Raw genomic sequence first — 24,251 nt, forward strand, 5'->3', positions numbered from 1 at the left:
TGGCTAAGCGGGCGAGTCCTTCTTGGCCTTGATCGGATCGGCCGACGGTGGCGCGAAGATGTTGCCGCGCAACCCTCCTCGGAATGTGCGCACCGCGACCAGACACCAGGTGCTCAGCAGGCCCACGTAGGCGATGGCCGCGGCGAAGCGGAATGCAGGCAGCCCGGTGTGGACGGCCAGCTGCGTGGTGCCGGTGACGAAGGTGCCCACCGGGAACGTCAGGCTCCACCACGTCAGCGCGAACGGCATACCGCGCCGCAGGGTGCGGATGGTCAATGCCGTTGCCAATCCGATCCACAACACCGCGAATCCCCACACCGGAACGCCGTACAAGATCGCGAAGACGCCCATGCCGTCGGCGAGCCGTGGTTCAACGGCCATCACCGCGTTCGTGCCGAGAAGCCCTGCGGCCGTGATGGATTGGCCGAGCGGACCGAGCACTATCCACAGCGTCGGCACGCGCGCGGTGCCCGAGGTGCCGAAGTGCGCAAGCCGACTCCACACCATCGAAATGATGATCAGCGACGCGACGAGCGAGAGCCCGAACATCGCATAGCAGCCGTAGAGCATGGTTTGCCTGCCGGTGCCCGGCGCGATGTGCGGGATCAGCAGCGCACCCGTCGCCGCGGACACCATCGGCGGCACCACCGGCATCAGCCAACCGCCGAATGCGGCATCGGGCTCGACGCGGTACTGAGTGAACATCAGATACGGGATGCTGATCGCGGTGAACAAGCCGCCGAGCGTGCCCGCAGTCCACAGCACCCAATCGAGATCGATCGCCGCCCGCTCACCGATCAGGTCCCTGCCGACGAGGGCCGCTCCGGCGCCGACGGTGAGCAGGGCCATCGGCGCTGCGCCGTAAAAATGACCCATCTGGGGGTTGTAGGCATGACTGCGGGCAACGGTCGGGTGGCGTACCCAATGGGCGGCCACGGCGACGATGAGAATCACCAGCCATACCGTGCTTGCCACCCAGACCGCCTCGGCGAACGCCCGCAGACCGGGGATATGCAGCGGCAACGTCGCTCCCGCTGTCGCCACGATGCCGGTTCCCATGACCGAGGCGAACCAGTTCGGCCCAAGAAAACCCAGCCGGTGCTGCCTGTCGGTCGTCGTCATCGGGCCATCATCGCGCCTACGGGGGTTATCCCCCGGCAGGTTCTCGGGAAAACGCTGTGTCGCACCTGCGCTGCGGTCCATAGGTTGAAGGCATGGTCGCAGTCACCGACACCAGTCCCGACACTGCTCCGGCACCCGCTTCCGCCGACGAGCCCGTCTCGGCGGCCCCGCGCAACATCGGCGTGGTGCCGACCGCGTCGTTGCTGACCGGAGCCGCGATCGCAACCGTGTGGTTCTGGATCCCGTTGACAATCTTCATCATTGGCGTCTCGTCGATCCCAAGCGGCGTCGGCTTCGTGCTCTGCGCCATCGTGTTCATCTATCTGATGCGCGGCGTCGAACACGTCGAACGCGTACGTAGCGAGGCGGTGTTCGGCCTGGGCATCGCCGTTCCGCCACGGCAAATGTCGCGGTATGCCGGCTTCCAGCGCTGGCTGCATCAACTCTGGCTGGACATCAGCAGCGCCCGGTTCTGGAAGGCCACCGCCCATCACTACCTGCGCATGCTCTACGACATGCTGGCCGCGGGCACTGCGCTTGCACTGCTGGCCTGGGCGATCCTGGGTCCGGCCGCCGCGATCGCGATCCGGCAGAGCGATCCCGATGCCGGTCTGTCTTTCATATCGCCGCCGCTGGCGTTCTTGACCGCCGTCGTTGCGGTGGTCGGGGCGGTGGTGATCCTGGTCTTCGCACCCGCTGTCGACGCGATCATCGACCGCTGGCTGCTGTCGCCGTCGCCGACCGCGGCGCTGCAGTACCAGGTCAGCGCGCTCGCCGATGCTCGTCAGGGCGCGGTGTCGTCGGCGCAGACCGAGCGTCACCGCATCGAACGCGATCTGCACGACAGCGTGCAACCGCGACTGGTTTCGCTTGCGATGACCATCGGACTGGCGCAGACCAAACTCGACACCGACCTGCCCGCGGCCAAGCAACTGATCGCCGAAGCGCACGACGACGCGAAGAGCGCGCTTGTCGAGTTGCGAAACGTGGTGCGCGGCATCGCACCGACGATCCTGTCCGACCGAGGCCTAGACGCCGCGTTGTCGGCGGTGGTGCAACGTTCGGCAGTACCCACCACGCTCAACGTGTACCTGCCGCGCCGACTGCCCGACGAAGTCGAATCAGTGGCCTACTTCGTCGTCGCCGAGACGGTCACCAACATCGCCAAACACGCAGCGGCCAGCCAGGCCGTTGTCACCGTGCGCCTCGACGAAGCGGCCAACCAGTTGCACGTCACCGTGTTCGACGACGGCCGCGGCGGAGCATCGATCACCACCGACGAGAACGCCACCGGCCTGCGCGGGCTCGAAGAACGGGTGCGGGCCGCGCACGGCACGTTCACGGTGTCCAGCCCGGCCACGGGCCCGACGATCGTCACCGCGGTGCTGCCATGCGCGTAGTGATCGCCGAGGATTCGGCGCTGCTGCGGGCGGGCATCGAGCGGATCCTCACCGACGCCGGTCACGAGGTGGTGGCCGGCGTTCCGGATGCGACGAATCTGCTCCGGCTGGTCAACGAGAAGCGGCCCGACCTTGCGATCCTCGATGTCCGGATGCCGCCGACGTTCACCGACGAGGGCATCCGCGCCGCGGCGCTGCTGCGCAGCCAGAATCCGGAGTCGCCGGTGCTGGTCCTGTCGCACTACGTCGAGGAGCGCTATGCCGCGGACCTGATCGCCTCGGACACAAAGGGATTCGGCTATCTGCTCAAGGATCGGGTGGCTGACGTCCCCGCGTTCCTTGACGCCGTCGAGGTGGTCGGCGGCGGCGGCACTGTGCTCGATCCGGAGGTGGTGTCGCAGATCCTGGTGCGTTCGCATCGCCGCAGCGCGCTCGACGAACTGACGCCGCGTGAGCGCGAGGTGTTGCAACTGATGGCCGAGGGCAAGACGAACTCGGCGATAGCCGCAGCACTGTTCATCTCCGTCGGTTCGGCGGAAAAACACATCGCCTCGATCTTCACCAAGCTGGGCCTGGCTCCTGACGAAAGCGAGAACCGCCGCGTGCTGGCGGTGCTGCGCTACCTCGAATCCTGAAGCACCGAAAGGGTTTTGATTGTGACAACCATCGCTCCCCCACCACCGGCACCGGTGAACCCGCCGCCTCCGCTCTCCCCCGGCGGGCGGACCGCGTTCCGGATAGCGCTCATCGCCGCCGCGGCGGTGCTGGTGGTGGGGACCCTCGCCTCGCTCGGCACGGTGGCGTGGGGCATCGCCAGTTTCCGGGTCATCACGGACAGCAAGCCACTGCCCGCTGGGATGCGGTCGGTGGTTGTCGATACGGGCTCGGTTCCGGTCGCGGTCCGCATCACCGCCGATCGTGAGGCGCGGGAGCCGCGGGCCGATCTGCGGATGGTGAATTCCACTCGGGCAGGGGCAAATCCGCTGGCCGTCAGTACCGAGTCAGGCGATACACGGATAACGATCAATGGCGAGTCGACGTCATTCTTGAACTGGGGCCGGGCCGGCGAGATCACGCTCGTCCTGCCGCCGGAAGTCGCTCGCAGGCTGTCGGTTACCACCCAACAGGACACCGGCGTGGTGCTGGCGCAGGCCGACCTCGATCAGCTGATCGCTCGGACCGACAACGGCGAGGTGGTGTTGAGCGGATCTGCTCGACGCATCGAGATCTACACCGACAACGGCGATGTGTTCACCCGCCATCCGATCTCGGTGTCTGAATCGTTCAGCGCCACTGCCGACAACGGCGAGATCAGAGTGGAACTTGCCGAAACAGCGCCGCGCACGGTCAATGTCACCAGTGACAACGGCGATGTCATCGTCGCACTTCCTGCCCGTGGTCCCTACGCTGTGAACGCGAGCACCGACAACGGCAACACGGCGATACGCGTGCCGCAGGCAACCGATCGGGAGAAGGCCGCGGCCGTTGTCACGGCGCGCTCACAGAACGGCGACGTCGTCATCGACGGTCTGCGGTAGCGGCTTCAGCGATCAGCGGTAGCCCGAACAGTGTGACCAGCCTGGAATCCCCGTACACCACGATGCGGGCGATCCCGGACGCGGTGACGTCGAGCAGCGCGATCCCGAATGCGCGCAGCACGCCGTCGCCGTCTCGGCGATACGCCGCCGCCGCGGGCTGGCCATTGGCGCCGATCTCCACCATCCGCCAATCACCCTGCACGCCAACCACTGTCGTGAGATAGGGCAGACACGTCGCCCGGCCCGCGAACCAGGTCCGCGAGCCGACCATCTCCAGTGCGGCATCGTGCCGCAGCGCGTCGGCGAGCAAGGTGGTGTCGGCCGTCTCGAACGCGGTCATGTACTTCTCGAGCAACTCGCGGGCCCGTGGCTCGGTCGGTTCGATGACCTCGTCGGCGTTCGGCGCGATGTCCTGCATACGCGCGCGGGCCCGTTGTAGCGCACTCTTGACGGCCACGACGCTGATGTCGAGCATCGCGGCGACGTCTGCGGCAGGGAAGGCCAGCACGTCGCGAAGCAGAAGCACAGCCCGCTGCTGCGCGGGAAGGTGCTGCAGGCTCGCGATCAGCGCCAGCCGAAGACTCTCCCGCGACGTGACGACCGCGGCGGGGTCGGCGACCCGGGAGTCCGGAATGACCTCCACCCACATCACATTCGGTGCTGGTGCGGCTTCCGCATGCGGGTCGTCGGCAGGGCCCGCCAGACCCGAAGGCAACACCCGCCTGCTGCTGTGGGCCAGCGCGGTCAAACAGGTGTTCGTCGCGATGCGGTACAACCACGTCCGCACCGAAGACCGGTTCTCGAAGTCCTGGTATGCGCGCCACGCCCGCAGATAGGTTTCCTGCACGACGTCTTCGGCGTCGTGTGCCGACCCCAGCATGCGGTAACAGTGCGCGATCAGTTCGCGCCGGTACGGTTCCGTGTCGCGGACGAATTCGCTCATGCGGCCGCCGGGGGAAACTGGTAGACCTTCTCCGGTGTGATGCGCACGATCAGCCGTTCGGCCTCGGGCTCGGGCGGCGGCTGCGTGCCACCCATGTACCTGTCGTACATCTCGTACAGCAGTCGCTTCTCCGGGTCTTCGACGATCTCCACCGTGCCTCGGATCTCCAGATAGCGCGGCTGCCGCTTGTCCGCGACCAGCAGGCTGACCCGGGGATCGCGAGCCATATTGCGCGTCTTCAGGCGACCCTTGATGGTGCTGAACACCACCGTGTCACCCTCGCGTTTGACGAATATCACCGACGACTGCGGGCGTCCGTCGGCGTTCGACGTGGCGATCGCCGCGATGTGTGGTCCGTCGAGCACTTCGCGCGCGAGCTCGTTGAGTGTTATGTCCATGCCGGTATAGACACGCGGAGGCGCGAAAAGGAATCGGTCGGCTAGGTGAGGCTGCTGACGATCTCGGCGACCGTGCCCGCCCTGGCCTGCCGATAGCCGGTGCCCGCCCAGATGTTGACGGCTTGCGGATCGCCCGCCCGCACCGAGGCCTGCCGAAGCGGGCTGGTCAGCCAGTGGATCTCGGGATAACCAAAAGTCGCCTCGGCTTCATGTTCGTCGATGAACCGGTTGCGCAGCCCGCGCGCGTAGCGGCCGGAGAATGCCCTTGTCACAACGGTTTCCGTGAACTGCGGGTCCTGCAGCGCGGCGCGGTGCACCGGGCTGCTGCCCGACTCGGCCGACAGCAGGAACGCCGTGCCGAGTTGCGCCGCGACCGCGCCTGCCGCCAACACCCGCCCGACATCCTCGGCCGTCATCAACCCGCCCGCTGCCACGACCGGCACGTCGACGGCGCCCTTGACGTCGGCAAGCAGTTCGTCGAGGGGCTGCGTGGCAGGCTGCGCGGCAGGATCGAACGTGCCGCGGTGACCGCCGGCCGACGGTCCCTGCACCGCTACCGCGTCAACACCGCGCGAAACCGCCGTCCGCGCCTCGGCCAACGTGGTCACAGTCCCGACGACCGTGACGCCGGCTTCTCGCAATCGGCGGCACTCCTCCGCACTCGGCACGCCGAACGTGAAGGAGGCGACATCGGGTCGCACATCGAGTAGCACCTCGATCTTGGTCGACCAATGGTCGTCGTCGAACCGCGGCTCACCCAGCTTGGCGCCGTAGCGCTGCGCCTCGGGTGCGAGCGCCTTGGCGTAGAGCTCGATGTCCTCGCGGGTACCGGCACTCGGTTGTGGCACAAACAGATTCGCGCCGATCGGACCTGACGTGAGGCTACGCGCCGCGGCGAGCCGCTCGGCGAACGCCTCGGCCGTGAGGTAGCCCGCGGCGACGAAACCGAGCCCGCCTGCGTTGGTCCCGGCGGCCGCGAGTTCCGGCGTCGACGGCCCACCGGCCATGGGCGCGACGATGATCGGTACTGAAAGTTCGCGAAAGTCCAACGCCATCGAACCTTCGTACCACTTCGGTCACGGCCGCTATCTGAGAGCCTTGCCGAACATCAGGCAGTCCTGCGGATCGGTGGAGATGTTCGGCAATACGGCGAATTGCGACATCCGACCCTCGAAGGCCAGCCCACTGCGCTCTAGCAGCGCCGCCGAGCCGGTGTTGTCGACGTGACAATGAGCCGTCACCCGGTAGATGTGAGGGTCGGCCTTGGCCCTGTCGATCAGCAGCGCCAGCACCTCCGACATGATGCCCTTGCGCCACCACGGCCTGCCAAGGCAGTAGCCCAACTCGACGGTGTGCGGCGGATGTCGCCGCCAGCCGCACAAGCCGACGGCACCGGTGCCGTCGTGCAATTCGATCAGCCACGTCGTCTCGCCGCCGACGTTGAAGAACTCGGTGATCACCCGCCGTGTCTCGGCCACGTCCGGATGCGGACTCCACGACAGATAGCGCGTCACCTCCGGATCGGACGCGACACGCTCGAAGAGCTGCTCGGCGTCGTCGACGGTTGGCGCGCGCAGCGTGACCCGTGGACCGGTGAGCTCGGGGACGCCGATGTTGTCGGACACCGCTCTATCCTGAATCGATATGGCAATCACGTTCAACCACACCATCGTCGCTGCGAAGGACCGCGAGGAATCGGCCCGCTTCTTCACCGAGCTGTTCGGGCTGCCGGCCGCCAAGGAATTCGGCCCGTTCCTGGCGGTGGGGCTCAACCACGACGCCAGCCTTGACTACGCGCAGGTGGCCGAGGGTGAGGACATCCGCCCGCAGCATTACGCGTTCCTGGTGTCCGAGGACGAGTTCACGGAGATATATGCACGCATCAAGGCCCGCGGCCTGCAGCACTGGGCCGATCCGCGGGGCGCCAGGCCCGGCGAGATCAACACCAACGACGGCGGCCGTGGCGTCTACTTCCAGGACCCCAGCGGGCACTATCTGGAAATCCTCACCCGGCCCTACGGATCAGGTGCCGGGTGACCCTCGACGCCAGGCTGTCGACACCGTCGCCGTCGAGGCGGCCCAACATCGCTTCTCGGTTGGCAAGCACCGACACCAAGTCGGCGGCAAGGCCACGGACCAACGGCCCGTGACCGTGCGTCCAGTCGGCGTCGGTGGCGACCAGTCGCAGCCCCCGACTGTTGCGGTAGGCGGGCACGAAGGGGTTCGGCACACGAACTTGGGTGTTGAGCACCGCGACGAGCGCGTCGGCGGGAATCGCCGGTTGGCGGCCCAACGCGAACAGCATGTCGAGTTCGTGGGTGATGTGGTCACCAAGCAGTAGCTGCGGCGGGAAGTATCGGCCGAGCCCCTGCGGCCGCTGGGTCAGCCTGTCGAAGTCGTCGAGCAGTTGCAGCGGAGTTCGCGACACCGCAAGCGATCGCGCCATCGCGGCGTTCGCGCGGTCGAACGACCAACTGTGCCGGCGCATTTCGGCCGTCAGCGCGACTGCGCCTGCGCTGTACCCAACGACCAGATGCGCGAGCACGTCGTGGTTGGACCAGCTGTCGCACAGGCTTGGCCGCGCCCAGTCCTCGGCGCTGAACGCGTCGGCCACTGCACAGAAGCGAGCATCGTTGATCTGCAACCGATCACGCGCGGACATCGAGGTGCTCCTTGAGGAAGGCGGTTTGGTCGGCGAGCACCTGGGCCACCAACGGCGGGTGGTAGATCGCGAAGTGGTCGGAGTCGTAGTGCCGCTCGACGCCCTTGGGTGCGCGGCGGGCGACCAATGTGGCGTACGCGGGGTCCATCAGGTTTTCCCTGTCGCAGACACACACCAGCAAGGGCGCATCGACGCGGCGGGCATGGCGAAGGACCGACGTCGTCACCATCGCCACCGCATCGGCGGCGGCGATGCGGTTGTCGAACTGGCCATCCTGCGGAACCGTGGAATTCCAACCGGATTCGGCGCCGTCGACGGTGACCATCGCGAACCCGCCCGGCGGGCCGACGATCGGCACGTAGCGCCGGCCCCGCTTGGTGGCCATGCGCAGCAGGTCCTCCGCGATGGCGGGCGTCAGCCGCAACGCGGACAACAGCCCCAGCATGCGGGCGGCGCCGGGCCCGTGCACGATCGGGCACTGCACCACCGCGACCGCGACGTCGTCACGCGCGGCGGCGACCCGGACCACGTTCATGCCGCCGAGACTGGTACCCCACAGACCGATACGCCGGGGGTCGATTTCGGGCGTGGACTTCAAACAGTCGAGCGCCGCGACCACGTCATCGCATTGTTTGCGTATCGAAATGTGTTGGCGCGGTTGGCCGTCGGATGCTCCGGTGTTCCGATAGTCGAACGCGAGTGTCGCGATTCCTGCCGCGGCGAAGTGCTGTTCGTACTGCGCCAGCATCATGTCGTGCGTCGCGCCGAGGCCGTGCACCAGGACGACGGCCGGATGCGGGCCAGACCCAGCGGGCAGCGTCAGCCACGCCGCGCATCGGACGCCACCGGACGAGAAATCGACGCGCTCGGTCGGAATGGTCGCGGGCATGTGCACTCCTTCATAAGTACGCTGTACGTGTTGGCTACACTGGCTTACGTACGATGTACTTGTCAAGGAGTCAAAGAATGCGCGCACGGTTCACGACGGAAGAGATCGCCGCGGCGGCGCTGGGCATCGTCGACGCAGAAGGACTGAGCGCGCTCAGCATGCGGTCGCTGGCCGCCGCGCTGGGCACCGGCCCGATGACCGTCTACAACTACGTCGCCGACAAGGAAGGCCTCGAGGAACTCGTGGTCGCCGCGGTTGTCGCGCAGGTTCGACTGCCCGACCCGACCGACGATTGGCGGCACGACGCGTACGCGATCGCCGATGCGATGTGGCGGGGCATCCGTGCGCACCCCGCCGCGATTCCGCTGGTGCTGACTCGCCGGACACTGTCGGCGACCGGTTTTGCCGCCGCCGATGCCTTGATTGCCACGCTTGCACGCGCCGGTTTAGCGGACCGCGATCGGCTGGCCGCATTTCACGCCGTGCTCGGATTCGTCGTAGGCGCCGCGCAGACCGAACTCGCAGGCCCACTGACCCGCGGCCGCGATGCCGCCGACGCCGCCGCGCGAATCGGCTCAGTGGCCGGCCGGACGTATCCGAATATCGAGGCGCTCGCGAAGGTCGCGACGAAGATGTCGGTTGACGAGGACTTCGACCGCGGGCTGCACATGCTGCTCGACGGCGTCGCTACCCGATCGAGTGACCCCGCTGCTCCTCCTGGCCGCGATAGTCGTCGGCCATCTTCGCGACGTGTTTAGGCAGCGCACCGGACGCGACGTCGGCGAGACTGGTCTTCTCGAGCACCGACCGCATGCTGGCCCGCAGCGCGCGCCAAACGTCGGTCAGCGCCGCCGTCGGCCCCGAGTACGGCAGATCGCCGAGCCCGATGTCGCGCACGCTGGCCAGCGGGCCGTCGATACAGCGCAGGACGTCGGCGATGCTGATTTCTCGGGCCGGACGGGCCAGCGCATAGCCGCCGTCCCGGCCGCGATGGCTGCGCACCAGCCGGTCGGTGCGCAGGTCAGACAGGATGTCGACGAGAAATTGCGGCGGAATGCCCTGGGCCTTGGCCAGGTCGTCGGTCTTCGCAAGGACGCCCTCGTCGATGGTGGCCAGCTGCACCATGGCCCTGACGGCATACTCCGCCTTGGCCGACATCCGCATGTTGGTCAGGTTAGTCGGGAATGTCGTGAGCGCTGGGAACCACGACGGCGAACAGGTCGGCCATCGCGGCGAGGCTGGCCGCCTGCATGGCCTCCGCGGACACCGTCTCGTCACCCAGTCCGGGCAGCGCACGGGTGGCCGTCGCCGATGCGACCACCGTCGGCGCATAGCCGAGATTGAACGCGCCGCGGGCTGTCGAGTTCACGCACATGTGCGTCATGAAGCCGGCCAGTACGAGGTTGGTGGCATTGGAGGTCTTCAACACCTCATCGAGGTCGGTCTGCACGAACGAGTTCGGATAGTTCTTCACCACGACGGGCTCGCCGTTGTGCGGTGCGACCTGCGAGACGATCGCGCCGCTCTCCCCCTCGATGTCGTACAGCGAACCGGGGCCGTCGTCGTGCTGGATGTGGATGATCGGGATGCCCGCCGAGCGGGCCCGCTCCAGCAGAGCGGCGGCCTCGTCGAGCGCCGCCTGCACGCCCTCGAGTTCCATGATTCCCCGCGTGTAGGTGTTCTGGCAGTCGATCAGGATCAGGGTCGATTCGGCCAGACTGACGGGCCGTTGGGGCAGATCGGCGAGGACGCGCAGGGTCGGGTTGCTCACGCGCAGAGCGTACTGTGCGCACTCATTTGGTGACGGCCAGCACGGCGTCGGCGAATTCGGGGCGACACACGATGAGGTCGGGCAGTCGTGGGTCGGCCTGGTTGTAGACCAGCGGCGTGCCGTCGATGCGCGACGTGTACAGACCGGCCGCGCGGGCCACTGCGACGGGTGCCGCGGAGTCCCACTCGTACTGGCCGCCGGCGTGCACGTAGATGTCGGAGATGCCCTGCACGACGGATGCGACCTTCGCTCCTGCCGAACCCATTTCGACCAGCGTGCCGTCCAGCGCTTCACGCACCGCGAGCGCGATCGCCGGTGGCCTGGTGCGCGACACCACGATTCGCGGCCTGTCCGCGGTGGCCGGCGGCGGGTTGACCGTCGGCGTGGCAAGCGTGATGCCCTGTGCGGGAAGGGCAACGGCACCGGCCACCAATTCACCTGCCTGCCACAGCGCAACATGCACAGCCCAGTCCTCGCGGCCCAGTTCGGAGAACTCCCTGGTGCCGTCGAGGGGGTCGACAATCCACACCCGCTCCGAGCTCAGCCGCACCGGGTCATCGGCACCTTCCTCCGACAGCACGGCATCGCCGGGCCGCTCGACGGCCAGCGCCTCCATCAGGAAGTCGTGGGATCGCTTGTCCCCCGCGGCTTTCCGCTCGGCCTCGGTGGCGTCGGCAAGCTCGCTGCGCACATCGAGCAGCAGTTTCCCTGCCTCGGTCGCCAACCGTGCGGCGACGTCGTGGTCGGTCACCGCTTCGATTCCAGTAGCTCGATCACCAGATCGGCGAGCTCCTCCGTGGAGCGGTCCGGCGTTAGCCTGATGTCCGGGTTCTTCGGCTTCTGATACGGGCTGTCGATTCCGGTGAAGTGGGTGATCTCGCCCGCGCGCGCCTTGGCGTACAACCCCTTCGGGTCACGGCGTTCGCAGTCCTCCAGCGGGGTGTCACAGAACACCTCGAAGAAGTCGAGGCCCGCATCGGTGGTCACCTTGCGTGCCAGCGCGCGGTGCTCTTCGAGCGGGCTGATCGCCGGAACGAGCACGACCTGGCCGGAGTCGGCGAGAATCGCCGCGATGTGAGCCAGCCTGCGCTGGTTCTCGGCGCGGTCGGCCATCGAGAAACCGAGGTCGGCGTTCAGGCCGTGCCGCAGGTTGTCACCGTCGAGAACATAGGCGGGCGTTCCCTTTTCGAGCAATTTCTGCTCGACCAGCATGGCCACCGACGACTTGCCCGAGCCGGACAGGCCGGTGAACCACACCGTGCGGCCCTTCGACAGCCGGTCCTCGGAGGTGCACAGCGACTGGTGGCGCACCGTGTTCGGGCTCGACGTGCGCGCCGTCACGTACGGCAGGATCATGCCCGCGGCGACGGTGCCGTTGGTGTTCGGGTCGATCAGGATGAACGAACCCGTCGCGGCGTTGCGGCTGTACTCGTCGAGCAGCAGCGGCACCTGCGTGCGCAGCGAGATGCGGCCCAGCTCATTGAGTTTCAGTGCGGTCGCCGACTTGTCCCGGTGCAGCGTGTTGACATCGAGCCGGTAGTCGAGCGCGGTCACCTTCACGCGAGTGCTGCGGGTGGTGTGCTTGATGATGTAGTCGCGGCCCGGCTCCAGTGAGCTTTCGTCGGCCATCCAGCACACCGTGGCATCGAACTCCTGCGCAACCCGCGGCTGGTTGTTCGGCCGCGCGATCAGGTCGCCCCTGGAGATGTCGATGTCGTCGGCGAGGCTGATCGACACCGCCATCGGCGGAAAGGCTTCCTGCACAGGGCCGCTCGGGCCATTGATTTCGGTGATGCGGCTGGATTTTCCGCTGGGCAGCACGACGATCTCGTCACCGGGCCGCATCACACCGCTGGCCACGGTGCCCGCGTAACTGCGGTGGTCGTGATGATCAAGGCTTTGCGGACGGATCACGTACTGCACAGGGAACCGCACGTCGACCAGGTTGCGGTCACCCGCGATGTACACGTCTTCCAGATGCGACAGCAGCGAGGGCCCGTCGTACCACGGGGTCTTCTCCGACTTGGTGACGACGTTGTCGCCCTTGAGCGCCGACAACGGAATCGTGGTCACGTCATGGATGTCGAGCCGGGCGGCGAACTCGTGAAAGTCGTCGCGGATCTTCTCGAAGCGTTCACGGTCCCAGTCGACGAGGTCCATCTTGTTGACTGCGAGCACGATGTGCCGGATGCCGAGCAGCGAGGCGAGGAACGCATGCCTGCGCGACTGCTCGAGCAACCCGTGCCTGGCGTCGACCAACACGATCGCCAGCTGAGCCGTCGACGTGCCCGTGACCATGTTGCGCGTGTACTGGATGTGGCCCGGGGTGTCGGCGATGATGAATTTCCGCTTGGCCGTGGCGAAGTAGCGGTACGCGACGTCGATCGTAATGCCCTGCTCACGCTCGGCGCGCAGGCCGTCGGTGACCAGTGCCAGATCGGTGTAGTCATGTCCGCGTTCCTTGGACGTGCGCTCGACCGCGGCGAGCTGGTCCTCCATCACGGCCTTGGAATCGAACAACAGCCTGCCGATGAGCGTGGACTTGCCGTCGTCCACCGAGCCTGCGGTGGCGATGCGGAGAAGTGTTGCCATGTCAGAAATACCCCTCGCGCTTGCGATCTTCCATTCCAGCTTCAGAGATTCGGTCGTCGGCGCGGGTAGCGCCGCGCTCGGTCAGCCGCGAGACGGCGGTTTCGGCGATCACCTCGGACACCGTGCCCGCCAACGACTCGACGCAGCCCGTGCAGGTGACGTCGCCGACGGTGCGGAACCGCACGGTCTTGGTGACGACCTCCTCTTCCTTGCGCGGCTGCATGTACTTGTGCACCGCCAGCAGCATGCCGTCGCGCTCGAACACCTTGCGCTCGTGTGCGTAATAGATCGACGGCAGCTTGATCTTCTCGGCGCCGATGTAGGACCAGATGTCGAACTCGGTCCAGTTGGACAGCGGGAACACGCGGATGTGCTCGCCCTTGTGATGCCGGCCGTTGTAGATGTTCCACAGCTCGGGCCGCTGCGCCTTGGGATCCCACTGGCCGAACTCGTCACGGAAGGAGAACACCCGCTCCTTGGCGCGGGCCTTCTCCTCGTCGCGGCGTGCGCCGCCGAATGCGGCGTCGAACTTGTTCTCGCGGATGGCGCGCAACAGCGTGAAGGTCTGCATCGGGTTGCGCGACGGGATCGTCTCGACCACCCGGCCCGCGTCGATGTCGTCCTGCACCTTGGCCACCACAAGGCGTACTCCGGACTCCGCGACGAGTTCGTCGCGTGCCGCCAGCACCTCGTCGAAGTTGTGCCCGGTGTCGACGTGCATCACCGGGAACGGCAGCCGGCCCGGCCGGAACGCCTTGATGGCCAGGTGCAGCATCACGATGGAGTCCTTACCGCCGGAGAACAGCAGCACCGGCCGCTCGAACTCCGCGGCCACCTCCCGAATGATGTGGATGGCCTCGGCCTCCAGCGAGCGCAGATGGCTCAGCTCGTAACGGCCAGCGTTCAATTCCTGGGTGGCAGTCATGTCATCCTCGTAAAGTTGGTAGAGATGACCAGAATTATCTGCATAACCCGATATGAAACCAGCCAGGGGCTGCGCTGTCAACGGCGTTCCCCGGCGAGCAGACGCAAAGTGGCGTGTCGCGGCGGCGTGTCGGGCCATTTTGCGTCTGCTCGCGATCAGGTCAGCCGGGAGCGGTGGAGGACCAGCTTCGTGGTATGCGCCTTGTAGGCCTCCGGGGCGTCGTCCCAGTCCGCGGTCAACGTGGTGACGATTTCTGCCGGGAAGTCTTCGGCGGCAACGAAATCCAGCAACTCCGGCAAGACCGGACGGACACTGGACACTGCGATCTTGAGCGAGGCGTCGTTGACGTACATGTGCATCAGCGGCACCTTCGTGCCCGGCGGTAGGTAGAACCCGACCGGTTGGCACACTCCCCCTGGCGCCAGTGACCGCAGCGCCGCGTCGACACCCGCGGCGGTGGCCGTGCCCTCCACCGCGACGTCGTAGTCGCGGCGCGGGATGTCGGCGGTGGTGCGCTTGGCGTTCTTCACCTGGTGCACGCGGGCACCGAACTTCTCTGCGATCGCCAGCCTCTCGGGCCGGTCGTCGACGTAGTCGACGGTCTCGGCGCCGTGGCGCACGGCCAGCCCCGCCGCATACAGGCCGATGCTTTGCGCCGCGCCGCCGAGAATCAACACCCGACCACCCGGTCGTTCGCGCAGCATCGGCACCACACATCGCCAGGCGTCGGCGAGGTTGTCGCTGGCCGACGCCACCCGCAGGGGATCCACCTCGCCGGGCACCTTCACCAGCATGTGATCTGCGAACGGGATGCGCAGCACATCGGCCACCATGCCGCCCCACGGCCCGCTCGCCGGCCCGAAACCGAAGGCCGCCAACGTGTTGGTGCGGGTGGTGGCGCATTTCGCGGTGATCCCGCGTTCGCATTCACGGCAACTGCCACACGACACTGCCCACGGCACGATCACGACGTCGCCGCGTTGCAAAGCACTAACCGACGGGCCCGTCTCGATCACCTCCGCAACGCATTCGTGCCCGATCGCGAACGGGCCCACAAACGGGATCGGTCCACACACGCTGGCGACGATCGGATCCACCAGCCCGACGCGCATCCCGACCTGCATCGCACGCGAGACATGCCGATGCACCGGCAGCGCGTCACCGTCGCAGCGCCCCGCAACGAATGGGCGCACCAACGCGTCGCCAGGATCCTGCAGCCGCGGCGCATCGCGTTCTCGCCACTCGAGATGACCCGTGCGAATCAGTTGCAGCTCACGCATTTTCGCGCTCCGCCTTCGCCAGCGCGGCGAGTTCGGCGAATCGGACGATCGCGCCTCCGGCGCCCCAGGTGCCTTCGGGTTGCTCGTGGACGAGCACCCACACCCGCAGCGCGTCCGCCTCGGACAGGCCTGCCGCATCGAGCACATTGGCGGTCGCCTCCTTGACCAGTCCCTCCTTGCGGCGGTCAGACAATGCACCCTGCGGCACCGTCACATCCACGCGGAACCGCGGCGCGTCGTCCTCGAGTGCGGCGAAAGCGCCTGGAGTCACTTCGTCAACCCGGCTCCACGCCTGCGCGCGGAAGAACGCCGTTTCGGGCGCGCCTTCCCACTTGAGCAGCGTGGCCGCCAGGGTTTTCTGCAGGTCACGACGCTTTTCCGCGCTGAGTACGCCGGCGGGCACCGTCAATCCGATCATCGGCATGAGAAGCCTCCTATAACGACTGCTATAAATGATGTACCGTAGGCTATAACAGTCGTCATAGCAAGGAGGTCGGCGGTGGCCGATACGGAGTCTCGACAGCGCCTCGTGGCCGGGGCGGCCGACATGATGCGCCGCCGCGGATTGAACGCGACAAGCGTTCGCGAGTTGGCCAAGCACGCGCAGGCACCGCTCGGCTCGACGTATCACTACTTCCCCGGCGGCAAGTACGAGTTGGCCGCCGAGGCGGTGCGGTGGGCCGACGATTTGACCACGCGCGCATTGGTCAAGGAGTTGCAGGCCGGACCGTTGGCCGGCCTCAGAGCATTCCTGAAGATGTGGCGAAAGATCGTGGTCGACAGTGACTTTCGCGCCGGCTGCCCGGTGCTTGCCGCATCCGTCGAGGACCTTCCGGACGACGGAACAGCGCCGCGTGATGCCGCAGCGGTGGCCTTCGGCAACTGGACATCGCTGCTTGCGCAATCACTGCGTGACCATGGCGCATCCGACGCCGAGAGCCTGGCCGTTCTGATCGTGGCAGCCGTCGAGGGCAGCGTGGCGATGTGTCGCGCCCAGCGCAGCACCGAGTCGCTGGATCAGATTGCCGCACAATTGGAGTCGCTGGTCGCTGCCGTCACGGACCGATGACGGCGCCGAGATACTTGCGACTCAGCGCCTCATAAGTGCCGTCGTTCTGCGCGATGTTGAGCCACTGGTTGATCCACTGCTGCAGGTCGGTCGCCTGCCGCGCGATCAGGTAGCCCTTCTGCTCGAACGTGAAGGGGTGATCGAGGCTCACGCCGCAGAGTTGCGGATTCTGGTTGGCCTGCCATCGGACCTCGCTCGCATCGGTGATCATGACGTCCGCGGCGTTGTCGATGAGTTGGTCGAAGATCGTGTTGTTGTCGGGGTAAGTGACAACCTCCGCTTGCCGCAGATGCTCCTTGTCGAAGTCGGCGTTGGTCCCGCCCGGATTGACCACTACCCGTACGTCTGGGTGGTCGATATCGGCCAACGTCTGAAATTTCGGGGAGTCGGCGCATCGGATGATGGCCGCTTTCCCATCGCGTAGATACGGGGCGCTGTAGAGAGCTTGCTTGGCGCGATTGAGCGTGATCGAGATTCCACCCATCGCGACGTCACACTTGTCGTTCAAGTCCGTGATGAGATTGGCCCACGTGGTCTGCACCACGTCCAACCTGACGCCAAGCCGAGCGGCCATATCATGCGCCATCTCGACGTCGAGCCCGCTCCAATTCCCTTGCGGGTCGCGGTAAGTGAACGGGCGATAGTCGCCGGTGCTGCAAACGCGCACGGCGCCGCGCTGTGCGATGCCCGGCAAACCGCCTGCCGTCTGCATCGTGGTCAGCGGAGCGGATGACCCGCAGCTTGTCAGCAAGACGATCAACACAGCCATCGTGGCCAACCGGATCGCTGTCATCGACTCTCCTCGGTTCGCTTACTTCAGAGGTAATTGATCAGGCGCACATACTGGGTTCATGTCTACTCCCACCCAGCCCCAGACCGGTGCCGACGTCATGGCCCAGTTCATCCCGTCGTCGCCGTTCGTCGCCAAGCTCGGGATCGTCGCCGATGCACTCGATGCCGACGAGGTGCGACTGCGCCTGCCGTGGGACCCGACCAACGTCACGGTCGCCGACATGGTGCACGGCGGCGCGATCGCGGCGCTGGCCGATGTCGCGGTGATGGCCGCGGCATGGGCGGGTGCTGAAGTGCCGGACTCGCTGCGCGGGGTGACGACGTCGATGTCGATGCAGTTTTTGGCGCCTGCGCGCGCGACCGACCTGATTGCGATCGGGCGGGTGCTGCGGCGCGGCAAGACATTGGTGAATTGCGACGTCGACGTCGTGACGCCGGAGGGTGAGGCAGTCGCGAAGGCGATCGCGACCTACAAAGTGGGCTGACCTACAAGTGGGCTAACGCCATTAGGTGACCGGTAGAGGCGTCAGCCGACGCTGCCCGGTGTTCCGATTGGAACCTGCAGACCCACCCAGTTGCACGGTGTCCAGGTTCGCCACGCGATCAGCGCGCACTGCTGCTCGGGACTGAGCGATGGCGCACACGGCGGGGTCCCGGGCACTCCACACACAGGATCGGCCGAGGCGACACCCACACCTACAAAGCCGCCAACGCTGATCGAGCCGGCGACGACCCCGATCATCAGAAATCGTTTTAACATGTCAAGCCCTGCCTTCTGTCGTTCACGCCAAGGGGTGCGCTGCACTTGTCGCTGGAGCCACCCCGATGGCTGTCGCTGCCACGACAAGGGTTCGGACCGTTTGGAGTCCCTGTTTTGATCTAGAAAATCCGGCGGTCCGCCCCCGAAGCGCGTCCGCCTACAGCACCAAGTCTGCGCGCGAATCGGCGCAATTGAATCAGGTGTTTCCCTATGTCTTGTTTGCTGGACGACGTCGATGTCGATGCAGTTTCTGGCGCCTGCGCGCGCGATCGACCTGATCGCGATCGGGCGGGTGCTGCGGCGCGGCAAGACGTTGGTGAATTGCGACGTCGACGTCGTGACGCCGGAGGGTGAGGCGGTCGCGAAGGCGATCGCGACCTACAAAGTGGGTTAGAGCGTGACCTCGTTCAGCCGACCCGTGGCGACGTCGAAGATGAATCCGCGCAGCGATTCGTGTTTGGTGACGAACGGGTTTGCCTCGATGCGGCGCAGCGACTGACGCACATCCTCTTCGAGATCGACGAAGGACTCCGCCGCCCACTCGGGCTTGATGCCGGTCTCGTCCTGAATCTGCTGTTTGAATCCGTCGTCGGTGAAAGTCAGCATGCCGCAGTCGGTGTGGTGAATCAGGATGATCTCTTTGGTGCCGAGCAACCGCTGACTGATCGCCAGCGAGCGGATCTCGTCGTCGGTGATGACGCCCCCCGCATTGCGGATGACGTGTGCCTCGCCGTCGCCAAGCCCGAGGATCCGGTAGACGTCGAGCCTGGCGTCCATGCACGCCACCACCGCGACGTGCTTGCTCGGCGGCAGCGGCAGTGGGCCACTGAACGTGCTGGCGTACGCCTCGTTGTTCTTCAAATATTCGTCGGTCACGGACATTGGGACCTCCTCGAAGACCTGCAGGAGACCATAGCAACGCAGCGACGCAGCGCCAGCCAAAAAATCATCGTGAACAGGCGGCGACGGCCGCCCTGCCGGGGGTAGCAGGGCGGCCGTCTGATCAGGGCGGACTACCGCGGTTGGCTCAGGTCGTAGACGGTCGTCCCGCCGACCTCGATCGGGGTGAAGTTCTGCTTCACCCACGTCGTGATCTCCTGCGCCGGGCCCGAGCGGTCCCGACCGGGACCTCGGTGGTTGTCGCTGCCGATGAAGTACCGGACCTCGTGGTCGGCGACGTAGCCCTGGAACTGCGCCAGCGTCGGCGAGTTGTCCGATCCGGTGAAGCCGCCGATCGCCATCAGGGAAGTGCCCGTCTTGAGTTCGAGGCTGCTCACCCCCATCGAACCGATACTGGCTGCGGCCCAACGACTGTCGGTACCTTTGAGAAGTTGCGCCAGCGCCTCGTTGTCCTGGTTGGCGGCACCGGGGCCGCGTCCACCGAACGGCCCGCCTGGCCCGCCGCCGATGCCGGCGTCGCGGCTGGGACCTGACATCGTGCCAGGCCCACTGTGGGCTTGCGTGACGTTGTAGAGCGAGAACGCGGTGGGCGCGGCGAAGCCGAAAAGTGCTGCAGCAGCTATGAGTACGACCGCGGCGCGGCCGAGACGGTGGGCACCGACAGCGATGACGGCCGCGACGATCGCGCATCCGGCCAGCACGATCCAGCGCAATGCGGGCAGCCAATCCGGCGTGCGGTCGAGCAGAATGAACGCCCAGACGCCGGTGAACGCGGCCATCACCGCAAGCAAGAGCCGCGGCATCAGGAACTCCCTGCCACGCCACAACTCGACCGCGGAGATCCCGACCAGCGCCGCAACGGCCGGCGCCAAAGCCACTGTGTAATACGGGTGCACCGTGCCGTCCATGAAACTGAACACCGCGCCGGTGACCAGCACCCAGCCGCCCCACAACAACAGTCCTGCCCGAACGGATCCGGTGCGCGCCGTGCGGCGGGTGAACCAGAGACCCGCGGCAAGCCCGATCAACGCGGCGGGCAACAGCCAGGACGCTTCCACACCCATCGACGGACCGAACAGCCTGCCGATACCCGGTTCGCCACCGAAGAACAGGTTGGCCCCCTTCGGCCCTCCTCCGCCGGGACCGCGGCCGGGACCGCCCTCACCACCGGCGATGCGCTGGATTCCGTTGTAGCCCAACGCAAGCTCTAACAGGCTGTTGTCGGTGGACCCGCCGATGTACGGCCGCGAGTCCGCGGGCCAGAGGCTGACCAGTGCGACGTACCAACCACCCGAAACCACCATCACGGCGGCGCCGACGAGCAGCTTGCCGATGCGCTGCCAGATGCCCACGGGCGCGGCGATGAGGAACGCCAGCGCAAGACCGGGCACGATCAGGAAGGCCTGCAGCATCTTCGTCAGGAACGCAAACCCAACAACGAGACCCACCAACGCAATCCAGCGCGTGCCGCCCGTCTGGATGGCCCGCACCATGAAGTACGCGGCGGCCACGAGCAGCAACACGAGCAGGGCGTCGGGGTTGTTGTACCGGAACATCAGCGCGGCGACCGGCGTCACCGCGAGTGCTGCGCCCGCGATCAGACCGGCGACGGGTCCGCTGGTGCGCCGCACCGTCAGATACAGCAGTCCGACCGCTCCGACACCCATCAACGCCTCGGGCAGCAGCATCGTGAACGCGCTGAACCCGAACAGCCTGCCGAACAAGCCCATCACCCACAGCGCGGCGGGTGGCTTGTCGACGGTGATCGCATTGCCCGCGTCCAGTGAGCCGAACAGCCACGCCTTCCAGTCCTGCGTGCCTGCCTGCGCCGCGGCGGCGTAGTAGTCGTTGGCCCATCCGGAGGATCCAAGTCCCCACAGATACAGCACGGCGGTCGCCGCAAGCAGCGTCAGCACCGCGGGACGGACCCATCGCGCGTTGCGTCGCGCCTCTGGTACCGCCGCGGTCTGCGGGGGTACTTCGGTGATCGTCATGTAGGCAGTTTCCTTTGTGTCGTGGGTGGGGGTTCAGCGCGATCGGCGTGGGTGAAAGACCCAGCCGCGCAGGAGGACAAATCGCACGGCCGTGGCGACCAGGTTCGCCAGCACCAGTACTGCGAGTTCGACCAGGTGGTGTGGCTGCGCGACCACCGCGTGCAGCACGGCCAGCGAGCCGCTCGTGATCGTCAGCGCGATGCCGAATACGACGAGACCCTCGAAGTGATGGCGGGTCGCGTTGGTTCGGCCGCCGACCCCGAACGTGAACCGTCGATTCGCTGCGGTGTTGCCAATCGCCGTGAGCAGCAAGGCGATCAGGTTTGCCGCCTGGGCGCCTGCCCAGCCCTGCATCAGCATGAACAGCAGCACATAGGCCGCGGTCGATGCGACACCGATGGCGCCGAACCGAACCACCTGGCGAAACAGCGATCCTGGTGCGGCCGATTTCCGCGATGAACCCAATTGTGCGGCAATGGTGTTCACCGGGATCGAACCGTCGGCGAAGCCTCGCAACATCCGCCCGATGCCCTTGAGGTCGGCCGTCGCCGTGGCGACGATGTCGACGCGACTGTCCGGATCGTCCACCCAGTCAACCGGGACTTCGTGGATCCGCAGTCCGCTGCGTTCCGCGAGCACCAGCAGTTCGGTGTCGAAGAACCAGCCGGTGTCGGAAACGTGCGGCAGAAGACGCTCGGCGACGTCGGCGCGGATGGCCTTGAACCCGCACTGCGCATCGGAAAAGCCAGCGGCCAGTGTCGATTTCAGGATCAGGTTGTAGCAGCGCGAAATGATCTCGCGCTTCGGGCCGCGCACAACCCGTGCGCCGCGGCCGAGCCGGGTGCCGATAGCGAGGTCCGAGTGGCCCGAGATGAGTGGCGCGACCAGCGGGGCGAGCGCGGCCAGGTCGGTGGACAGGTCGACGTCCATGTAGGCCAACACCGGAGCATCGGAGGCCGACCAGACCGCGTGCAGTGCGCGGCCGCGTCCCTTCTGCTCGAGCCGGACGACGCGGACATCGGGCAACTCGTCGGCGAGTTCGGCCGCGATGCGTGGGGTGTCGTCGGTGCTGGCGTTGTCGGCAATCGTGATGCGCGCCTCGAACGGCAGGTTTTCCCGAAGATAGCGATGTAACCGGTGCACAGAGTCGGCGAGCGCGGCTTGTTCGTTGTACACCGGGACCACGACGTCGAGCACTGGCACGCCGGCGGCGCGGGCCGCCACGGCGGCGTTCGGCCGCGATTCGAAGTGGTGAGCCAGTCCGGTGAGCGGTTCAAGGGCGATGTCTGTCATGAGAACCATGGTTGAGTAGCAGCGTGTGTCCGTCGTGGGCCTTAGCTATGCCCTGGCTATGAATCGCGGGGCGGTTGCGTGAGGTCGTAAATGACCACGCGGTCGACGGTCAGCGGGGTGTAGTGGGTCTCGACCCAGTTGGCGATATCGGTGGACTCGCTGCTGCCTGTCACGCGGCCCCAGTGGCCGATCATCATCTTGCCGCGGACGAAGTAGTGGATCCGTCCGTCCGTCACGTATCGCTGAAACTGCTCCAGCGTCGGTGACGGGTCGGTGCCGTTGAATCCGCCGATCGCCATGATCGGTGCGCCCGTTGCCAATTGGTAGCCGGCGGCGTTGTTCGAGCCGACGGCCGCCGCGGCCCAGGTGAAGTCGCGCGCATTCGCGGACAGCTTCGCCGTCAATGCCTGTCCCGGTGTCGGCGAGTCGAGCAGGCCGCCCGGGCCGGTGAATCCGCCGAAGCCGTGCCTCGCGGGGCCGACGGACGGGATGGCGCCGCTGTGCGGGACGGCCGCGGTCGCAACCGAATACACCGCGGGCGCTGCCAGACACGCCGCAACAGCCAGCGCGGCCGCCGACCGAGCAACCGGCAGGGGTAGGCGGCCCGCGACCAGCAGCAGCACTGCCGCGCCCACTCCCCCGACTGCGACCGCGGCCCGCAGCCACGGCAGCCATTCGCTGTCCCGCGACAACAGCACTGCCGCGAGGATGGTGGTGACCAGGACCGTCCCTGACAATGCCGTCGCGGCCCGCAGGTCGGATCGCTTGCGCCACAGCAGCATTGCCCCGATACCGATCGAGGCGCCGACCGCGGGCGCCAGTGCGACGGTGTAGTAAGGGTGCAGAATGCCGTTGGCGAAGCTGAATACCAGCGCGGTGACGGTCAGCCAGCCACCCCACAGGATGAGCGCGGCCCGCCTCGGATCCGTGCGCGGTGTCCGCCTGGTGATGAGGAACCCCGCACCGAGGCAGATCAGCGCGGCAGGCAGGAGCCACCCGATGTCCAGCCCCATCCCGTTGCCGAAGAGTCGGCCCCATCCGACGTCGAAGTTGAGGTTTCCGAGCCCGCCGGGCTCGTCACCGGTCAACCGGCCCAAACCGTTGTAGCCCAACGCCAACTCGACGATGCTGTTGTGCTGCGAGCCGCCGATGTAGGGCCGCGCATTCGCGGGCCACAACTCCACGAGCAACAGATACCAGCCGGCCGACACGACAACGGCGGCGAGGGCCGCGAGCAGATCGACGACGCGCCGTCGCATCCGGTGCGGACCCGCGATCAGATACGCCGCGGCGAATCCCGGCAACACCAGGAATGCCTGCAGCATCTTGGCAAGAAACCCGAAGCCGACGAGGACGCCCGCGCCGATCAACCACCAAGGGCTGCTGTTTTTTTCGCACGCTCGCGCCACACAATAAGCGGCGCCGACGAGAAGCAGCACCAGCAGCGCGTCGGGATTGTTGAACCGAAATATCAGCGCGGCGACGGGCGTCAGCGCGAACACCGCGCCCGCCAGCAGCGCCGCGCCTTCACCGCTGACCCGTCGCACCGCGGCATACAACAACGCCACGGCCGCGACACCTTCGAGCGCCTGTGGCACCAGGACGCTCCACGGGTTGAGCCCGAACAGTCGCACCGAGATGTCGATGATCCACAGCGCGGCGGGCGTCTTGTCGACGGTGATCGCGTTGGCGGCATCGCTCGACCCGAAAAGCATCGCTGTCCAGTCGCTGGCGCCGGCCTGTGCAGCGGCGGAGTAGAACGCGTTGCCCCAACCGCTCACCGAGAGGTTCCACAGGTACAGCACGGCCGTCGCGACCAGAAGTAGGCCCAGTCGGACCCGCGAGCAGACGCAGATGGCCCCAAAACCGCGGCGTGTCGGGGCCATTTGCGTCTGCTCGGCGTCAAGAACTAGGGCAGTCATC

26 protein-coding genes and 1 pseudogene are annotated in these 24,251 nt (G+C 66.6%); 8 read left to right on the forward strand and 19 right to left on the reverse strand.

What is annotated here, in order from left to right:
- Positions 1-3 precede the first annotated feature (3 nt).
- Entirely contained in the window at positions 4-1,122 is a 1,119-nt protein-coding gene (locus J3E61_RS00235) for a TDT family transporter (RefSeq protein ID WP_210082182.1), read from the reverse strand.
- A gap of 92 nt (positions 1,123-1,214) precedes the next feature.
- Between J3E61_RS00235 and J3E61_RS00240 the strand changes: the two genes are divergently transcribed.
- Genes J3E61_RS00240 through J3E61_RS00250 form a run of 3 tightly spaced genes read left to right on the forward strand, consistent with a single transcriptional unit; the run spans position 1,215 to position 4,060 of the window.
- Positions 1,215-2,522 carry a sensor histidine kinase gene (locus tag J3E61_RS00240; protein WP_210082183.1) on the forward strand — a complete coding sequence of 436 codons (1,308 nt, stop codon included), beginning with the start codon at positions 1,215-1,217 and terminating at the stop codon, positions 2,520-2,522.
- Positions 2,513-3,157: a response regulator gene (locus tag J3E61_RS00245; protein ID WP_192726553.1), complete on the forward strand. Its 645-nt coding sequence runs from the start codon at positions 2,513-2,515 to the stop codon at positions 3,155-3,157. The genes J3E61_RS00240 and J3E61_RS00245 overlap by 10 nt, the downstream gene beginning before the upstream one ends.
- A gap of 21 nt (positions 3,158-3,178) precedes the next feature.
- A complete protein-coding gene (locus J3E61_RS00250) occupies positions 3,179-4,060 on the forward strand; it encodes a DUF4097 family beta strand repeat protein (protein WP_210082184.1) in 882 nt (293 codons plus the stop codon).
- Here the strand turns inward: J3E61_RS00250 and J3E61_RS00255 are convergent.
- From J3E61_RS00255 to J3E61_RS00270, 4 genes are read right to left on the reverse strand one after another with little or no spacing between them, the layout of a single operon-like run.
- On the reverse strand, positions 4,041-5,003 hold the full coding sequence (locus J3E61_RS00255) for an RNA polymerase subunit sigma-70 (protein WP_210082185.1): 963 nt from the start codon (positions 5,001-5,003) through the stop codon (positions 4,041-4,043). The genes J3E61_RS00250 and J3E61_RS00255 overlap by 20 nt on opposite strands.
- Positions 5,000-5,401 (reverse strand): TIGR03618 family F420-dependent PPOX class oxidoreductase, encoded by a 402-nt coding sequence (locus tag J3E61_RS00260; protein ID WP_192726556.1) that lies wholly within the window; start codon positions 5,399-5,401, stop codon positions 5,000-5,002. The genes J3E61_RS00255 and J3E61_RS00260 overlap by 4 nt, the downstream gene beginning before the upstream one ends.
- A 41-nt stretch (positions 5,402-5,442) precedes the next feature.
- Positions 5,443-6,456 (reverse strand): nitronate monooxygenase, encoded by a 1,014-nt coding sequence (locus J3E61_RS00265; protein ID WP_192726557.1) that lies wholly within the window; start codon positions 6,454-6,456, stop codon positions 5,443-5,445.
- Between the two features lie 30 nt (positions 6,457-6,486).
- Positions 6,487-7,071, reverse strand: a complete 585-nt coding sequence (locus J3E61_RS00270; protein WP_210082186.1) for a GNAT family N-acetyltransferase — start codon at positions 7,069-7,071, stop codon at positions 6,487-6,489.
- Between J3E61_RS00270 and J3E61_RS00275 the strand changes: the two genes are divergently transcribed.
- A complete protein-coding gene (locus tag J3E61_RS00275) occupies positions 7,046-7,438 on the forward strand; it encodes a VOC family protein (RefSeq protein ID WP_210082187.1) in 393 nt (130 codons plus the stop codon). The genes J3E61_RS00270 and J3E61_RS00275 overlap by 26 nt on opposite strands.
- Here J3E61_RS00275 and J3E61_RS00280 read toward each other — a convergent pair.
- Positions 7,407-8,063, reverse strand: coding sequence for a maleylpyruvate isomerase family mycothiol-dependent enzyme (locus tag J3E61_RS00280; protein ID WP_210082188.1), 657 nt, complete (start codon positions 8,061-8,063; stop codon positions 7,407-7,409). The two genes, J3E61_RS00275 and J3E61_RS00280, sit on opposite strands and share 32 nt — an antisense overlap.
- Positions 8,050-8,952, reverse strand: coding sequence for an alpha/beta fold hydrolase (locus J3E61_RS00285; protein WP_210082189.1), 903 nt, complete (start codon positions 8,950-8,952; stop codon positions 8,050-8,052). Before J3E61_RS00285 ends, J3E61_RS00280 begins: the two co-directional genes overlap by 14 nt.
- A 77-nt stretch (positions 8,953-9,029) precedes the next feature.
- Between J3E61_RS00285 and J3E61_RS00290 the strand changes: the two genes are divergently transcribed.
- Entirely contained in the window at positions 9,030-9,710 is a 681-nt protein-coding gene (locus J3E61_RS00290; protein ID WP_210082190.1) for a TetR/AcrR family transcriptional regulator C-terminal domain-containing protein, read from the forward strand.
- Here J3E61_RS00290 and J3E61_RS00295 read toward each other — a convergent pair.
- The 7 genes from J3E61_RS00295 to J3E61_RS00325 form a co-directional block, all read right to left on the reverse strand.
- The gene (locus J3E61_RS00295) at positions 9,640-10,116 is read right to left on the reverse strand and encodes an RrF2 family transcriptional regulator (protein WP_210082191.1); all 477 of its coding nucleotides are present in this window, start codon (positions 10,114-10,116) and stop codon (positions 9,640-9,642) included. The genes J3E61_RS00290 and J3E61_RS00295 overlap by 71 nt on opposite strands.
- Positions 10,117-10,126: 10 nt before the next feature.
- Positions 10,127-10,723, reverse strand: coding sequence for an isochorismatase family protein (locus J3E61_RS00300; protein WP_192726564.1), 597 nt, complete (start codon positions 10,721-10,723; stop codon positions 10,127-10,129).
- A gap of 22 nt (positions 10,724-10,745) precedes the next feature.
- On the reverse strand, positions 10,746-11,474 hold the full coding sequence (locus tag J3E61_RS00305; protein ID WP_210082192.1) for a 3'(2'),5'-bisphosphate nucleotidase CysQ: 729 nt from the start codon (positions 11,472-11,474) through the stop codon (positions 10,746-10,748).
- Positions 11,471-13,360, reverse strand: a complete 1,890-nt coding sequence (gene cysN, locus J3E61_RS00310; protein WP_210085369.1) for a sulfate adenylyltransferase subunit CysN — start codon at positions 13,358-13,360, stop codon at positions 11,471-11,473. The genes J3E61_RS00305 and cysN overlap by 4 nt, the downstream gene beginning before the upstream one ends.
- A complete protein-coding gene (gene cysD, locus J3E61_RS00315) occupies positions 13,317-14,240 on the reverse strand; it encodes a sulfate adenylyltransferase subunit CysD (protein ID WP_192726566.1) in 924 nt (307 codons plus the stop codon). The genes cysN and cysD overlap by 44 nt, the downstream gene beginning before the upstream one ends.
- A gap of 155 nt (positions 14,241-14,395) precedes the next feature.
- Positions 14,396-15,520, reverse strand: a complete 1,125-nt coding sequence (locus tag J3E61_RS00320) for an alcohol dehydrogenase catalytic domain-containing protein (protein WP_210082193.1) — start codon at positions 15,518-15,520, stop codon at positions 14,396-14,398.
- Positions 15,513-15,944 (reverse strand): tautomerase family protein, encoded by a 432-nt coding sequence (locus J3E61_RS00325; protein ID WP_192726568.1) that lies wholly within the window; start codon positions 15,942-15,944, stop codon positions 15,513-15,515. Before J3E61_RS00325 ends, J3E61_RS00320 begins: the two co-directional genes overlap by 8 nt.
- Before the next feature lie 75 nt (positions 15,945-16,019).
- On the opposite strand from J3E61_RS00325, the gene J3E61_RS00330 reads away from it, so the two are divergent.
- On the forward strand, positions 16,020-16,589 hold the full coding sequence (locus tag J3E61_RS00330; RefSeq protein WP_192726569.1) for a TetR family transcriptional regulator: 570 nt from the start codon (positions 16,020-16,022) through the stop codon (positions 16,587-16,589).
- On the opposite strand, the gene J3E61_RS00335 is transcribed toward J3E61_RS00330, so the two are convergent.
- Positions 16,576-17,382 (reverse strand): transporter substrate-binding domain-containing protein, encoded by an 807-nt coding sequence (locus J3E61_RS00335; RefSeq protein ID WP_210082194.1) that lies wholly within the window; start codon positions 17,380-17,382, stop codon positions 16,576-16,578. The two genes, J3E61_RS00330 and J3E61_RS00335, sit on opposite strands and share 14 nt — an antisense overlap.
- Before the next feature lie 58 nt (positions 17,383-17,440).
- On the opposite strand from J3E61_RS00335, the gene J3E61_RS00340 reads away from it, so the two are divergent.
- A complete protein-coding gene (locus tag J3E61_RS00340; RefSeq protein ID WP_192726571.1) occupies positions 17,441-17,866 on the forward strand; it encodes a hotdog fold thioesterase in 426 nt (141 codons plus the stop codon).
- A 507-nt stretch (positions 17,867-18,373) separates the two neighbouring features.
- Positions 18,374-18,535: pseudogene (locus J3E61_RS00345) on the forward strand (PaaI family thioesterase); the annotation flags it as partial.
- Here J3E61_RS00345 and J3E61_RS00350 read toward each other — a convergent pair.
- The 4 genes from J3E61_RS00350 to J3E61_RS00365 all read right to left on the reverse strand — a co-directional run bounded on the left by J3E61_RS00350 (position 18,532) and on the right by J3E61_RS00365 (position 24,250).
- Complete coding sequence (locus J3E61_RS00350; protein ID WP_192726572.1) at positions 18,532-19,023, reverse strand: carbonic anhydrase; 492 nt, start codon at positions 19,021-19,023, stop codon at positions 18,532-18,534. The pseudogene J3E61_RS00345 and the gene J3E61_RS00350 sit on opposite strands and share 4 nt — an antisense overlap.
- Positions 19,024-19,154: 131 nt before the next feature.
- The gene (locus J3E61_RS00355; protein ID WP_210082195.1) at positions 19,155-21,035 is read right to left on the reverse strand and encodes a glycosyltransferase family 39 protein; all 1,881 of its coding nucleotides are present in this window, start codon (positions 21,033-21,035) and stop codon (positions 19,155-19,157) included.
- A 33-nt stretch (positions 21,036-21,068) separates the two neighbouring features.
- A complete protein-coding gene (locus J3E61_RS00360) occupies positions 21,069-22,337 on the reverse strand; it encodes a bifunctional glycosyltransferase family 2/GtrA family protein (RefSeq protein ID WP_210082196.1) in 1,269 nt (422 codons plus the stop codon).
- Positions 22,338-22,384: 47 nt separating this feature from the next.
- Positions 22,385-24,250: a glycosyltransferase family 39 protein gene (locus J3E61_RS00365; RefSeq protein ID WP_210082197.1), complete on the reverse strand. Its 1,866-nt coding sequence runs from the start codon at positions 24,248-24,250 to the stop codon at positions 22,385-22,387.
- Position 24,251: the final 1 nt, after the last annotated feature.

The organism is Mycobacterium sp. OAE908, assembly GCF_017872775.1.
Taxonomy (GTDB): domain Bacteria; phylum Actinomycetota; class Actinomycetes; order Mycobacteriales; family Mycobacteriaceae; genus Mycobacterium.